At 68.3% G+C, this 14407-nt stretch carries 9 protein-coding genes; 3 read left to right on the top strand and 6 right to left on the bottom strand.

Annotated features, from left to right (window positions below; genetic code table 11):
- Positions 1 to 93: 93 nt before the first annotated feature.
- Positions 94 to 2142, bottom strand: coding sequence for a bifunctional aldolase/short-chain dehydrogenase (locus tag BLR41_RS19270; RefSeq protein WP_218120256.1), 2049 nt, complete (start codon positions 2140 to 2142; stop codon positions 94 to 96).
- A gap of 487 nt (positions 2143 to 2629) precedes the next feature.
- Between BLR41_RS19270 and BLR41_RS19265 the strand changes: the two genes are divergently transcribed.
- Positions 2630 to 3676, top strand: a complete 1047-nt coding sequence (locus tag BLR41_RS19265) for a substrate-binding domain-containing protein (RefSeq protein WP_092631121.1) — start codon at positions 2630 to 2632, stop codon at positions 3674 to 3676.
- Positions 3677 to 4113: 437 nt separating this feature from the next.
- Complete coding sequence (locus BLR41_RS19260) at positions 4114 to 6855, top strand: exo-rhamnogalacturonan lyase family protein (protein WP_092631119.1); 2742 nt, start codon at positions 4114 to 4116, stop codon at positions 6853 to 6855.
- 163 nt (positions 6856 to 7018) lie between these two features.
- On the opposite strand, the gene BLR41_RS19255 is transcribed toward BLR41_RS19260, so the two are convergent.
- The 3 genes from BLR41_RS19255 to BLR41_RS19245 form a co-directional block, all read right to left on the bottom strand.
- The gene (locus BLR41_RS19255; protein WP_176798064.1) at positions 7019 to 8029 is read right to left on the bottom strand and encodes a glycerate kinase; all 1011 of its coding nucleotides are present in this window, start codon (positions 8027 to 8029) and stop codon (positions 7019 to 7021) included.
- A gap of 329 nt (positions 8030 to 8358) precedes the next feature.
- Positions 8359 to 9186, bottom strand: a complete 828-nt coding sequence (locus BLR41_RS19250; RefSeq protein WP_092631112.1) for a sugar phosphate isomerase/epimerase family protein — start codon at positions 9184 to 9186, stop codon at positions 8359 to 8361.
- Complete coding sequence (locus BLR41_RS19245; RefSeq protein WP_218120255.1) at positions 9183 to 10346, bottom strand: dihydrodipicolinate synthase family protein; 1164 nt, start codon at positions 10344 to 10346, stop codon at positions 9183 to 9185. The genes BLR41_RS19250 and BLR41_RS19245 overlap by 4 nt, the downstream gene beginning before the upstream one ends.
- 255 nt (positions 10347 to 10601) lie before the next feature.
- On the opposite strand from BLR41_RS19245, the gene BLR41_RS19240 reads away from it, so the two are divergent.
- A complete protein-coding gene (locus BLR41_RS19240) occupies positions 10602 to 11633 on the top strand; it encodes a LacI family DNA-binding transcriptional regulator (protein WP_092631106.1) in 1032 nt (343 codons plus the stop codon).
- Between the two features lie 421 nt (positions 11634 to 12054).
- On the opposite strand, the gene BLR41_RS19235 is transcribed toward BLR41_RS19240, so the two are convergent.
- Both BLR41_RS19235 and BLR41_RS19230 read right to left on the bottom strand, forming a co-directional pair.
- The gene (locus BLR41_RS19235; RefSeq protein ID WP_092631103.1) at positions 12055 to 13143 is read right to left on the bottom strand and encodes an ABC transporter ATP-binding protein; all 1089 of its coding nucleotides are present in this window, start codon (positions 13141 to 13143) and stop codon (positions 12055 to 12057) included.
- Between the two features lie 40 nt (positions 13144 to 13183).
- Positions 13184 to 14335 carry a Gfo/Idh/MocA family protein gene (locus BLR41_RS19230; protein ID WP_092631100.1) on the bottom strand — a complete coding sequence of 384 codons (1152 nt, stop codon included), beginning with the start codon at positions 14333 to 14335 and terminating at the stop codon, positions 13184 to 13186.
- Positions 14336 to 14407 lie beyond the last annotated feature (72 nt).

The raw sequence follows: 14407 nt of genomic DNA, 5'->3' as shown, positions 1-14407 counted from the left end.
GTTCCCAAAGGTGTCGACGGGTGACCGAGGGGACGGTCCGTGTGGTCGGGCAGGGCGGGGGCTTGACACCGTGGTGTCACCCGAGGAAAGCCGTCACCGCAGAAAGGCGGCGGGCACTCCACTGTCGACCGGAACGTGCATTCCGGTCGTGTGGTTCAGGTCGCCGCCGACCAGCGCGAACACCGCCGCGGCAACGTGCTCGGGCAGCACCTCCCGCTTGAGCAGCGTGCGCTGGGCGTAGAACTCGCCGAGCTCGGTTTCCTTCACCCCGTAGTGGGCCGCTCGCTGCGCGCCCCAGCCACCGGCGAAGATTCCCGAGCCACGCACCACCCCGTCCGGGTTGACGCCGTTGACCCGAATCCCGCGTTCGCCCAGTTCGGCGGCCAGCAGCCGTACCTGGTGCGCCTGGTCGGCCTTGGTGGCTCCGTAGGCCACGTTGTTCTGCCCGGCGAACACGGAGTTCTTGCTGGCGATGTAGACGATGTCACCGCCCTGACCCGCCGCTGTCATGCTGCGGGCCGCTTCCCGGGACACCAGGAACGAGCCCCGCGCCATCACGTCGTGCTGGAGGTCCCAGTCCGCCGCGGTGGTTTCCAGCAGTGGTTTGGAGATGGACATTCCGGCGTTGTTGACCACCAGATCCACCCCGCCGAAAGCGCGAGCCGCTGCCGCGAACAGCTCGCCGACCTCGGACTCGTCGGTGACATCGGCGCCGACCGCCACGGCCTTGTCCGGGCCACCGAGTTCGGTGGCCAGCTCCTCGGCCGATTCGGTGTCCCGGTCGGCCAACACCACGCAGGCCCCTTCGGCGTTGAGTCGGCGAGCGGTGGCCCTGCCGATGCCCGAGCCGCCTCCCGTGATGAGGGCCACGCGACCGGCCAGCGGTTTCGGGGCGGGCATGCGGGCGAGTTTGGCTTCCTCCAGCGCCCAGTACTCGATGCGGAACTTCTCGGATTCCTCGATCGGCTGGTACCGCGACACCGCCTCCGCACCGTGCATCACGTTGATCGCGTTGACGTAGAACTCACCGGCGACCCGGGCGGTCTGTTTGTCCTTGCCGAAGGAGAACATCCCCACACCCGGCACCAGCACGATCGCCGGGTCGGCTCCCCGCATGGCGGGCGAGTCGGTGTCGGCGTGCCGGTGGTAGTACTCGCTGTAGCGCTGCCGGTAGGAGGCGTGCAGCTGCCGCAACCGTTCGACCACGTCCTCCAGCGGAGCGGTGGGCGGCAGGTCCACGACCAGTGGACGCACCTTGGTGCGCAGGAAGTGGTCGGGGCAGGAGGTGCCGAGGTCGGCAAGCTGGGGGTGTTTCTCCCGTGCCAGGAAGTCCAGCACTTCCCGCCGGTCGTCGTAGTGGCCGACCTGGGTGTTGTCGGTGGAGACCAGGCCGCGGACCACCGGTGCGAGGGCCGCGGCCCGGGCGTGCCGCTCGGTCTCGGACAGCGCCTCGTTGCCCGGGATCGTCGTTCCGAACGGTTCGGGATCTCCCCGCTCGGCGAGGAACTCCTCCGCGGTGCGGATGATCCACAGTGAGTTCCGTTCGCACTCCTGACTCGTCTCGCCCCAAGCGGTGATGCCGTGTCCACCGAGGATCACACCGACCGCCTGCGGATGCCGGTTCCGGATCTCGGCGATGTCCAGTCCGAGCTGGAATCCCGGACGTCGCCACGGGACCCACACCACCTTGTCGCCGAAGCACTCCTCGGTCAGTTTCGGACCGTCGGCCGCGGTGGCGAGTGCTATCCCCGCGTCGGGATGCAGGTGGTCCACGTGTTCGGCCGCCACGAGCCCGTGCATGGCGGTGTCGATCGAGGGTGCCGCACCGCCCTTGCCGTACAGGCAGTGGTCCAGGGCCGCGACCATCTCGTCCTCGCGCTCCACACCCGGATACACCTCGGTGAGCGCGCGCATCCGCTCCAACCGCAGCACGGCCAGGCCGGACTCGGACAGCGTGCCCAGGTCGCCGCCGGAGCCCTTGACCCACATCAACCGCTCCGGTTCGGCGGTGACCGGGTCCCGACCGGTGCCCTTGGCCGAGGTGTTGCCACCCGCGTAGTTGGTGTTGCGCGGATCCGCACCGAGCCGGTGGGACCGGTCCAGCAGTTCGTCGGTCACGTTCTCGGATGGCTGCTCGTTCAACGAATCGGCCCTTTCGTGCCTGGTGAGTGACTCACTGATGTGCCTGCTCGGTGTCGGGGATCCACGGTGGGAGTCGGTGGTGCCCTTCGTCGATACGGCGTCTCGACGGAGAGGTGTTAGGAATTCCGCTCATGCGCCCCAGTCCGCCTGTTGTCCGCCCGGCGTGCGGCGACCGGTTCCTCCCGGTTTCCGGAGGCCCGGTGGGCCGAGGTGGGGCGGGTGTGTGACCCCATCTCCCTCCGGGGGGCCCGCCACAACGGCCGTACGTCGGTGTTGCGGCCCTCCGTCAGCACCTCGGGGCTCGGGGGGCCGCTGGCTCCGCAGGGCCGCCTTCACGGCGTTCTCGTCCGGCATCGCTGGTTGCTCCGGTGGTTGAGCGGTGGTGAGGAGGTGGGCGTTCCGCCAGTGCCGAGTTCGTGAACGACAGCGGTGAAACGTTTCATTCGAGCGAAGGATAGGATGGGGGTGCATCCGAGTCAAGGGAGGCGTGGTGTCGAGCGGGGAGAGCAACCGCAGGACCGGAGAGGTCAGCATCAAGGACGTCGCCCACCGGGCGGGCGTCTCCATCGGGACCGTCTCCAACGCACTCAACCGCCCTGACCGCGTCTCGTCGGACACCCGCTCACGGGTCCGCGCGGTCATCGACGAACTCGGTTACGTGCGCAGTGAGTCGGCTCGCCAACTGCGTTCCGGCGACAGCCGCATGGTCGCGCTGCTGGTGCTCGACATCGGCAACCCGTTCTTCGTCGCGATGTCCCGCGGCGCGGAGCGCGCCACGCGTGAGCACGGGCTCGGCGTCATGATGTGCCACAGTGCCCAGGACTCGGAGGCCGAGTCGCTCTACCTGTCCATGTTCGCCGAACAGCGAGTGCGGGGTGTGCTGGTGACCCCGGCCGACACCACCGGGGCGAACCTACTGACCTTCCGGCGCCACGGGATTCCCTACGTGTTCGTCGACCGGGTGGTCGACAGTGACGACGCCTGCTCGGTCTCGGTCGACGACGTCGCCGGGGGAGAGTTGGCCGTGCGCCACCTCCTCGAGACCGGCCACGAACGGGTGGCCTACATCAGCGGGCCGTCGAACCTGGCGCAGTGCACCGACCGGCTCGTGGGGGCCCGTCGTGCGATCGAAGCGGGCGGGCTGGGGCCGGAGAGCCTGACGGTGCTGGAAACGGCCAAACTCGACGTCGCCTCCGGTCGGGACGCCGGGGCGAGGCTGCTGGGGCTGCGGCCGCGTCCCACTGCGGTCTTCTGCGCCAACGATCTGCTGGCGCTCGGGTTCTTGCAGGCGATGTTCGACGCGGGCGTGCGGGTGCCCGAGGACATCGCCCTGGTCGGCTACGACGACATCGAGTTCGCCGCGGCGGCCGCCGTTCCGCTGACCTCGGTGCGCCAGCCCGCCGAACGGATGGGCTCCACCGCTGCCGAGATGTTGCTGCGGGAGACCGAGGGCGACCCCGGGCACGAGCACGAGAGCGTCATCTACTCCCCCGAGCTCATCGTCCGGCGTTCCACGCTGCCGCGACGGCAGTGACCGCTGTCCTCCCGGCCATCGTGAAGATCGATTCCTGCGGCTGCGGGGGCTCGTTCCTCGGGGTGACCAGCACGATCAACTCGTCGTGACTCGGTCGCCGCGATTCCGCGGCGTGTCCGGAGTGTTTCCGGGTGTTGACTGGGCCACATTTCGGTTCTACGGTCTCGCTTCATAAAACGTTTCATTGAATCGGTTCGCAATCCACCGTGGAGTTCGTCGCGCGGTGCCGTTCGACGCGGGTGGGAAACGGGGTCGGAGAGGTATGGCCGAGTTCTTCGTCGACACCGGCGGTGCCGCTCCGGAGCAGGCGATGGTCCGGCTGGAGCAGATCTGCCACCTCGACCGATCCGGACTTTCCCAGCCGGGATTTCAGCAGTGAACGCACCCCCGTTTTTCGCATTCGGCGACAGTTCCAGATCCTCGTTCGGAGGTTGTTCGTGTCAGCGAGTTCCGAGTTCGCTCGTCGTGGATTTCTGGCCGGGGCGGGAGTAACCGCCGCGACCCCGTTGTTCGTCCGTGGCTCCGAGGCCGCCGCCTCGCGAGGTGGTTCGGACTCCGACCAACCCACCGAGCTGCACTGGCTCGGCAAGGCACCCGAGACCCCGGTGAACACGACCTGGGGTGTGCCGTGGTCCCGAGGTGAGATGGCGGCGGACACCTCGTTCGCCCTGACCACGGCCGACGGTGATCCCGTCCCGGTACAGTCCTGGCCGTTGGCCTACTGGCCCGACGGCACGCTCAAGTGGAGTGGGCACACCGCGGCCGCGAACGCTGCCGCCGGGGAATACCGGCTCAAGCCGGGAGAATCGGCCGCGCCGGACAACGCCGTGAGCGTGTCCGAGCACCGCGACGAGATCCGGCTGAACAACGGCACGGTCGAGGTCGGACTGGGCACACACGGAGCCCACGCGATCCGGTCGATCAGACGCGGGGACCGGGTCACCGCCGAGAACGGGCGGTTGGCGCTGCTGGTGCAGGACCGCCCCGACGGGGAACACGCCGAACCACGGCGGACCGAGTGGTCCGGAATGATCGACAGTGCCGAGATCGAGCAGCGCGGCCCGGTGCGCGCGGTGGTCAGGCTTTCCGGGCGCTACCGCCGCGACCACGGTCGCAACCGCGGCGCGGGGGGCCGGAAGATGCTGCCCTGGACCATGCGGGTGTATCTCGCGGCAGGCGACGAGTCGATGAGCCTGGTGCACAACTTCTACTGGGACGCCGACAGTCGGCACGTCTTCGTCCGCGGTATGGGGCTGCGGATCGGGGTGTCCATGAACGACGACGCGCACAACCGGCACATTCGGTTCGGCACCACCTCGGGCGGGGTGTGGGGCGAGCCCGTGCGGGTGCTCACCGGGTTGCGGCGCGATCCCGGTGAGGCGGTGCGCCACGCCCAGCACGCGGGCAAGGCCACCCCGCCCCCGGCCGAATGGTCCCAGGAGGTGCGGGAGGGCTATCGGGACCTGGCGCTGTGGAACGACTTCGCGCTGTTCCAGGGATCCTCCGAGCGGTTCGAGGTGAAAAAACGCACCTCCGCGGAGGGGAGCTGGCTCAAGAACGCGGGCAGGGGGAGCCGTGCCTCGGGATTCGGCTACGTCGGCGGCGTCTCCGGCGGACTCGGGGTGGGGATGCACGACTTCTGGCGGCGCTTTCCCCGTTCGCTCGACGTGCGCGGCGCGGCGGGGGACACGGCGACCGTGACCCTGTGGTCCTACTCGCCGCACGGCGAGGCCATGGACCTGCGGCACTACGACACCGAGGCACACGGGCTGGGCCTGGCCTACGAGGACGTGCAGGAGGGATTCAGCACGCCGGAGGGAATCGCGCGCTCCACCGAGATGCGGTTGTGGGCACTGGATGCCACCCCCTCGCGGGAGCGGATCGTCCGGTTGTCCGAGGTGGTGGACTCACCTCCGCAACTGGTCGCCCGTCCGGAGCGGTACCACCGTGCCGGGGTGTTCGGCCGGTGGAGTCTGCCCGACCGCGGCAGCAGTGCGAAGGCCGCGCTGGAGGAGTCCCTCGAACGCGACGTCGCCTTCTACGCGGGACAGGTCGATCAGCGCCAGTGGTACGGCTTCTGGGACCACGGCGACGTGATGCACACCTACGACTCCGATCGGCACGAATGGCGCTACGACGTGGGTGGTTACGCCTGGGACAACGGCGAACTCGGCACCGACGCGATGTTGTGGTACGCCTTCCTGCGTTCCGGTGATCCGAACGCCTTCCGGCTGGCCCGCGCGATGACCAAACACATCAGCGAGGTCGACACGCACCACACCGGCCGGTTCGCCGGGCTGGGCTCGCGGCACAACGTCTCGCACTGGGGCGATGGTGCCAAGGAGGCGCGGGTCTCGGAGTCGTTCACCAAGCGGTTCTGCTACTACCTCACCGCCGACGAGCTGCTGGGGGAACTGATGCGTTCCTCGCTGCGGGCGGACGAGACCATGGTTCGGGTCCCGCCGTTGCGCAACGTGCTGCCCTCGCAGGACCGGGTGCCGACCCGGTTACGCATCGGCCCGGACTGGTACGCGCTGGTCAGCAACTGGCTGACCGAGTGGGAACGCACCGGCGAGACCCGTTGGCGGGACCGGATCGTCACCGGTATGCGGGACATCGCGGGCTTTCCCGCCGGACTGTTCACCGGAGAGGCCGGTGGGGCCGTCGGATTCGATCCGGAGACGGCCCACCTGACCAACCTCGACAAGGGGGATTACCAGAGCAGTTACAACCTGTCGATGGCCTTCTGCGGGGAGCAGATCCTGTGGGAGACGCTCGACCTCGTCGACGTGCCCGAGTTCCGGCGGACCCTGGTCGACTTCGCCCGCTACGTGCAGGCTCCCGCAGCGGAGAAGATCGACAGGTTCGGGTTCGACTTCGACCCCGGTGTGTTCAAGACGATCTACTCCCGAGTGACCGCGTGGGCCGGTGAACAGCTGGAGGAGCCGTGGCTGCGCCGTCGCGGCTGGCAGCGCTTCACTTCCGATCCCAACGGGCGGCCCTGGCCCGAACCGGTCAGGGTGGACGGTGCCGCGGTCGCCTCGCCGGTGGACGAGATCCCCACCGACCGCTCGCACAACCAGTCCGGCGACTTCGCCACCTGCGCCACCAACGACGCCGCCCAACGCGGGCTGGCGATCATCTCACTGCTGGCGATCGCCCCGGACGAGGCGCCCTGATCCGCCTCCGCAGGAAGCGGTGGGGACGGCACCACTGCCGTCCCCACCGTACTGATCGAAGGCTTCCGGTCTGGTTGGCAGGGGATTTTCCGCGGTATCGGCCCCGGAAAGACCCACGCCGCTCGGGCAGCACCATGGGAAAAAGGAGAGCGGTTGCCGACCGTCAGCTCTTGGTGGCCGGTCCCAGCCGGTCGATCACACACCGCCGCACGCACTCGGCGGTCTCGCGCCAGGCTCGTCGACCTCCGAACTCGGCGGTGATGTCGCGAGTGGCGATCCGGGCCGCGGCCTCGGTACTCGCGGTCCCGACCACCGCCAGTACCTCCACATCGTGTCGCCGTGCCTCGTGTGCCACCCCGCCGACCACTTTGCCGTCGAACGAGCCGAGGTCGAGCTTGCCCTCACCGGTTATCACCAGGTCCACCCTCCCCAGCGCGTCGCGTAGCCCCAGCTCCGCCGCGATCCTGTCGAAACCGGACACCGGACGCGCTCCCAGCGCGGTGAGGCCACCCGCCAGTCCGCCGGCCGCACCGCCGCCCGGGATCCGCGAGACGTCCACTCCGAATCGATCTCGGTAATCGGTCGCCAACCGGCGCAGCCTCTCGGTCAGGTGCTCGATCCGCTCCGGCCGGACACCCTTCTGCGGCCCGAAGACCCGCGCCGCGTCCGAGAACACGGTCTCCACGTCGCAGCAGACCAGCACTTCGGGGTTACCACCCGCGCCGTTCAGCGGTGCGAACGGTTCCAACTCGGTGACCGCTCCCGAGCCGCCGTCGGTCGTCGCCGAACCCCCCAAGCCGACCAGTACCCGCTGTGCGCCCTCCCGCAGGGCAGCGGCGATCAGCTCTCCCGTGCCCCGCGTACTCGCGTTCTCGGCATCGTTTCCCTCGGCGCCGCCGGCCAGAGCCAATCCCGAGGCCCGGGCCATCTCCACCACGGCCCGCCCGTCGGCGTCGAGTCGCCAGCCCGCCTCGACCCGCTCGCCCGACGGGCCGGACACCTCGGTCCACCGATTGGCTCCGCCGAACGCGTCGAGCGTGCCCTCGCCGCCGTCGGCCAGCGGCAGCTCGACGCACTCCGAACCGCAGGATCTCGCGGCCTCCGCGATGGCGGCTGCCACCTCGGCTGCGTTCAAGGAGCCGCGGAACTTGTCCGGAGCGGCCAATACCCGCATCCAATCCTCCTGGAGGTTGAAAATCGGTCTCACCCGTGCCTTAGCACTCGCTTGGCGGAACCTCTCGCACGGCTCTCGCTGCGGGAGCCCCGACATCGAGTAGCCACCTACGCCACGTCGGGCCTTCCTCGCGAGAGCCGCACGGGAGAACCCGCGGCGGCGCCGACTGCGAGGGTGGTCGGAGTTCGGACTGCGGTAGTGCTCGGGGCTCGGCTTTGGGAGCACCAAGTCGCGGGAAATTGACGGAGCCGGGGCCACACCGCCGCACTGGGGCGTCAATTTCCGGGTGGGGTCAGGTGGTGAGCGAAATTGACGCCACACTGGTTGTCTCAGACCAGGTGGAGGTAGCGCTCGATCATGGTGTCCACCACCTTGTCGGCGGGCGTGGCCCAGACTTCGTCGTTGAAGATCTCGACCTCGGTGTCGCCGGTGTAGCCCGCTCTCCGGACGGCTTCCCGGATCGGCGGAAAGTCGATGTGGCCGTCGCCCATCATCCCCCTGCCGAGCAGCACGTCCGCCGGTAGTGGGGTCAGCCAGTCGCACACCTGGAAGGACGCGATGCGCGAACCGGCTCGTTCGATCTGCTCGAACAACTTCGGGTCCCACCACACGTGGAAGGTGTCGACCACCACACCGACCTGGTTCTCGGGAAAGGGATCGGCGATGTCAAGTGCCTGTTCGAGTGTGGACAGCACCGCTCGGTCCGCGCAGTACATGGGGTGCAGCGCCTCCAGCGCCAGCCGCACCCCGCGCCGTTCGGCATAGGGAGCGAGTTCGGCCAGCGTGTCGACCACCCGTCGCCTCGCCCCGGCGAGGTCCTTGGATCCGTTCGGCAGGCCGCCGACCACGAGGACGAGGCAGGGGGCGCCGAGCTGGGCGGCCTCGTCGATCGCGAGCCGGTTGTCCCGCAGTGCCGCCGCTCGTTCCTCGGGCGAATCGGTGGTGAGGAAACCACCTCGGCAAAGCGAGGAGACTCGGAGTCCGTTCGAACGCACCAGCTCCGCCGCCTCGGTTACGCCGTGCTGCTGTACCGGTTCGCGCCACAGCCCCATCGCCGGGATTCCGGCACGGACACATTCCGCGACGGCGGCTGGCAGCGAGTACCGGTTCAGAGTTTTCTGGTTCAACGACAGCTGTGCGATACCGTTCGCGGTCATCGGGTCACCCCCGCGATCTCGAGCAGACCGCGCATGCGGTCGGCGGCCCGGTCCGGATCCGGCAACGTGCCCGCCCGGTCGGCGAGCCGGAATACCTCCGCGAGGTGCACGATGCTCCGTCCGCTCTGCAGCCCGCCGACCATGCCGAAACCGGGCTGTTGGCCCCGCAACCACGCGAGGAAGGCGATGCCGGTCTTGTAGTAGTAGGTAGGGCGGGCGAACAACTGCCGTGCCAGTGGCACCGTGGGGTCGAGGATCTCGTCGAACCTCGCCTCGTCCCCCTCGTCCAGCGCGTGCAGCGCCGCCGCGGCGGCGGGAGCGATGGCCGCGAACACCCCGAGCAACGCGTCGCTGTGGCTGCCCGACTCCCCCTTGATCAACCTCGGGTAGTTGAAGTCGTCGCCGGTGTAGAGCCGAACTCCTTCGGGGAGTCGTTCTCGCAGCCGTATCTCGTGTTCGGCGTCCAGCAGTGAGACCTTCACGCCGTCGACGCGTTCCGGATGACCGTGCAGGATCTCCAACAGGGAGTCCGCCGCTTCGTCGATGTCGTTCGAGCCCCAGTATCCCGCCAGCGCCGGGTCGAACGCCGGGCCCAGCCAGTGCAGGATCGCGGGTTGCTCCACCTCGGCCAGCAGCTTGTCGTAGACCTTTCGGTAGTCTGCGGGGCCTGTCGCGGCCGCGGCCAGTTGCCTGCTGGCCATCAGGATCACACGTGCTCCGGCCCGCTGCGTGACGTCGAGCTGTTCGCGGTATCCGTCGATCAGCTCGTCGAGATCGGTGACCTGGGGGGAGAGGTGGTCGGTGCCCACTCCGGCGGCGATGCGTCCACCGACGCGGGCCGCTTCCTCACCACTGCGGCGGATCAGCTCACGAGTCGCATCCCAGTCCAGGCCCATGCCGCGCTGGGCGGTGTCCATGGCCTCCGCGACCCCGAGGCCGCACTCCCACAGGTGTCTGCGGAAGGCCAGTGTGCTGTTCCAGTCGATCTCGGCCGCAGAACCGGGGGTGTTCTCCCCGAACGGATCGGCGACGACGTGGGCGGCGGCGTAGGCGATACGGCTGGCGGGCGGTTCCGTCGGAAGGGAGCGAGTGACCGGCTCGTGCAGGTGGTGACTGTGGAGCGAACCGTCCGAGCGGGGCAGGTGAATAGTGCGCGACACGGATACCTCGTCGAAGTCTTCTGGTCGGGTTGTCGGGATGCGCTCTGCTCGCAGTGGCCGGGGGAGCGGCTTCGGCACTGGCCGCGCCCGAGGCACCTCGGTCGCGGCCGGCACCGGAAGAAGCAACCAAGCTAGGAAAGCGCTTTCCGGAAGCTTAGGAGTAACCCTCCGGGAACGCAAGAAATCTTCGGGGAGCATGCTGGAAAGAGTTTTCCAGCGGGTAACATCGGATCACCCGAGGGTGAGGGAGGACCGATGCCGCGTGGTTCCGGCAAGGTGAACCTGGTCGATGTCGCGCGTCAGGCCGGGGTTTCGTTGGCCACCGCGTCACGAGTTCTCAACGGCAGTACGCGCAGCGTCGGCGCGGACCTGCGGGAGCGAGTCCGGCAGGCCGCCGCGAACCTGGACTATTCGCCCAGCGCTCCCGCGCAGGCCATGGCGCGGGGTGGCACCGATGTCGTCGGTCTGGTGGTTCCGGACATCTCCGATCCGTACTTTTCCACCATCGCCGCCAGCGTCGTTCGGCACGCGGAGCCGCACGGCCTGATCATTACCCTGGCCAGTACGGAGCGTCGCTTCGAGCGCGAGGCCGAGTACGTCGCCTCACTGCGCAGTCAACAGGCACGCGGCGTCGTCCTGGTGGGTAGTCGTACCACCAATGAGGAGCAGCTGGAGGCGTTGCGGGCCGAGCTGGACGCGTACACCGCCGCGGGCGGGCGGGCCGCTGCCATCGGGCAGCACATCCTGCCCGCGGACACCGTGATCGTCGAGAACCAGAGCGGGGCCCGCGCGTTGGCCGAGGAACTCGTGAACCTTGGCTACCGCAGGTTCGCCGTTCTCGCCGGGCCCGCCGATCTGCTCACCGCCCGTGACCGGCTGGCGGGTTTCCGAGAAGGGCTGCGTCGGCACGGGATCGAGGTGGCGGGGCGAGACGTGATCAACGGGGAGTTCACCCGCGACGGTGGCTACGAGGCGGCCTCGGAACTGCTCGAACGCGAGCGTGCTCCCGAATGCGTGTTCGCGGTCAACGACGTCATGGCGGTGGGGGCACTGTCGGCGTTCCGTGATCGGGGAGTGCGGTTGCCGGACGAGCTGGCCGTGGCGGGTTTCGACGACATCGCCAGCCTGCGGGACGTGTGGCCGTCGTTGACGACGGTGCGGATCCCGCTGGAACGTCTCGGTGAGCAGGCACTGGGCTTCCTGCTCGACGAGCCCGCCGAACGTTCCCGCACCCGCCGGTTCAGCGGTGAGGTGGTAGTTCGCGCCAGCACACCACCGGTGAGCTGATCGAAGTTTTCCACCCGGGTTGTCGGGTCGCTCGTTCGGCGGAACCTCTCGCACGTCTCGTGAGCGGGTCCGGAGACATCGAGTAGGTACGGCGCCACGTCTCCGGAGTCCTCGCGAGAGCGCACTGGAGACCCGCGCGGGGGGTGTTGGTGACGTGGCTTTCGACGTGTCGGAACCGGAGAAAACCCTTTCCGGTCGACGACACGACAGGAAAGCACCAGTGAACTCATTCGGCGTCGACGAGGGGCTTTCCCGGGGCCCCTGCCCAGGAAAGGGGGCGTGCGGAGTGGCAGTTCCAAGACGGTCGCTCAGCGGTACGGGCCCGGACAACCGTACCGGTGAAGTGCGGGTGTCGTGGCCGGTGACCACGGAGCACGTTGGTCACCGGCCCGGGGCTGTCGCGCTCGCGGAGCGCGAGGTTCTACGCTGTTCGGTTGCCGCTTCCGGCGTCGAACAGGTGGATTTCCTCGGGGTCGCGCACCACCACGTGCACCGTGTCGCCCAGTGCCGGTGGCCTGCGCCCGTCGGCACGCACGATCAGCCGTTTGCCGTCCACAGCGGTCCGGCCGTGAATCAGGCAGTCGGCTCCCAACTCCTCGACGAGCTCCACGTGCAGTGCGAGGCTGTCCGGTTGTTCGTCGGAGACCAGCCGCAGTGATTCGGGCCTGATTCCGACGGTGACCTCCGAGCCACCGCCCAGGGAGTCCATCGCTCCGCGGGGGATCGGCAGGGTCACCTCGTCCAGTCGGGCCCCCTCGGCGGTCAGCGGCACGGTCTCCAGGTTCATCGCGGGTGAGCCGATGAAGCCCGCCACGAAGGCGTTGGCAGGGCGTTCGTAGAGCTCCCTGGGAGTGTCACACTGTTGCAGCACTCCGTCCGCCAGCACCGCTACGCGGTGTCCCATCGTCATGGCCTCGGTCTGGTCGTGGGTGACGTAGATGGTGGTCGTGCCGAGCCTGCGCTGCAGCGCGGCGATGTTGGCTCGGGTCTCCACCCGCAGCTTGGCGTCCAGGTTCGACAGTGGCTCGTCCATCAGGAACACCGAGGGCTCCCGCACGATGGCCCTGCCCATGGCGACACGTTGTCGTTGCCCGCCGGACAGCGCTCTGGGCTTGCGGTCCAGATACTCGGTCAGGTCCAGCAGCTCGGCCGCCTCCGCCACGCGCTGCCGCACGTCCTGCTTGGGAATCCGGCGCAGTTTCAGCGCGAACCCCATGTTCTCGGCCACGGTCATGTGCGGGTACAGCGCGTAGGACTGAAAGACCATCGCGATGTCACGGGACTTGGGTGGCATCGAGGTCACGTCGGTGTCGCCGATGTGCACGCTGCCCTCGTCGATCTCCTCCAGACCCGCCAGCATGCGCAGCGCGGTGGACTTGCCGGAGCCGGACGGTCCGACCAGCACCAGGAACTCGCCGTCGTCGACGGTCAGCCGCAGGTTGTCGACCGCGCGGACAGGAGAGTTACCGGTGAACACACGTGCGGCGTCGTGATAGGTCACTCGCGACATCGATCGTCCTTTTCGGGGTGTGTTTGGCGGTTGTTCGACGTCACTGCTCGAGGTTGTCCAGTCGGATCCGTTGTCCGGTGCTGGAGGAACGCAGCCCCGCTTCGGCCAGCTGGATGCCGCGTGCACCCGCGAAGAAGTCGTACGGGTGGGGCCTGTCCCGCAGGACGTCGTGTAGGAACCGCTCCCACTGGGCCTTGAAACCGTTGCCGAACTCCTCGTTGTCCGGAACCTGCGACCACTGCTCGCGGAAACGTTCTCCGGTGGGCAGATCGGGGTTCCACACCGGTTTCGGCGTCATCGACCGGTGCTGCACCCGGCAGCCGCGCAACCCGGCCACGGCGCTTCCCTCGGTACCGTCGACCTGGAACTCCACCAGTTCGTCCCGGTTGACCCGAACCGCCCACGACGAGTTGATCTGTGCTATCACCCCGTCGGCGAGTTCGAAGATCCCGTAGGCGGAGTCGTCGGCGGTGGCCTCGTAGGCGTTGCCCTGCTCGTCCCAGCGACGGGGGATGTGGGTGGTGGCCCTTGCCGTAACCGACTCCACGCGTCCGAACAGGTTCTCCAGCACGTAGTGCCAGTGACAGAACATGTCCGAGACGATCCCGCCCCCGTCCTCGCTGCGGTAGTTCCAGCTCGGCCGTTGCGAGCTCTGCCAGTCGCCCTCGAAGACCCAGTACCCGAATTCGCCGCGTACCGACAGCACCTGCCCGAAGAATCCGCCGTCGAGCAGCCTGCGCAGCTTCAACAGTCCGGGCAGGAACAGCTTGTCGTGCACCACGCCGTGCCGGATCCCGGCCCGTTCGGCGAGCCTGGCCAGTTCCATGGCGCCGGCCGAGGTCTCGGCGACCGGTTTCTCGGAGTAGACGTGTTTGCCCGCCGCGACGGCTGCCCGGATCCCCTGTTCCCTGGCCGAAGTGATCTGGGAGTCGAAGTAGACGTCCACCGAGTCGTCGGAGAGCACGGTGTCGAGTTCGGTGCTCCACTCCTCGATCGAGTGTTGTTGGGCTATCTCGGCGAGTTTGGCGGAGTTGCGGCCCACCAACACCGGTTCCAGCATCACCCGTTCGCCGTCGGCGATCTCGATGCCGCCCTGATCACGCAGCTCCAGGATGGAACGCAACAGGTGTTGGCGGTACCCCATTCGCCCGGTGACGCCGTTGAGCGCGATACGCAGTGTTTTCCGCGACATGAATTCTTCCTCTGCTTGTCTGGAACGGAGAGTGTTCGGGGGTATGGCCGAGGGGCCCGCGGGGCGACGAAG

Origin of the sequence: Actinopolyspora mzabensis (assembly GCF_900101095.1) — a bacterium.
Classification (GTDB): domain Bacteria; phylum Actinomycetota; class Actinomycetes; order Mycobacteriales; family Pseudonocardiaceae; genus Actinopolyspora; species Actinopolyspora mzabensis.
The sequence above is the reverse complement of the archived record's forward strand: the minus strand, read 5'-3'. Positions and strand labels throughout refer to the sequence as shown.

Coding starts and splice junctions, on each gene's coding strand:
- BLR41_RS19255 (WP_176798064.1), bottom strand. CDS start 8,029: ATGCGGGTATTGGCCGCTCCGGACAAGTTCCGCGGCTCCTTGAACGCA.
- BLR41_RS19250 (WP_092631112.1), bottom strand. CDS start 9,186: ATGACCGCGAACGGTATCGCACAGCTGTCGTTGAACCAGAAAACTCTG.
- BLR41_RS19240 (WP_092631106.1), top strand. CDS start 10,602: ATGCCGCGTGGTTCCGGCAAGGTGAACCTGGTCGATGTCGCGCGTCAG.
- BLR41_RS19235 (WP_092631103.1), bottom strand. CDS start 13,143: ATGTCGCGAGTGACCTATCACGACGCCGCACGTGTGTTCACCGGTAAC.
- BLR41_RS19230 (WP_092631100.1), bottom strand. CDS start 14,335: ATGTCGCGGAAAACACTGCGTATCGCGCTCAACGGCGTCACCGGGCGA.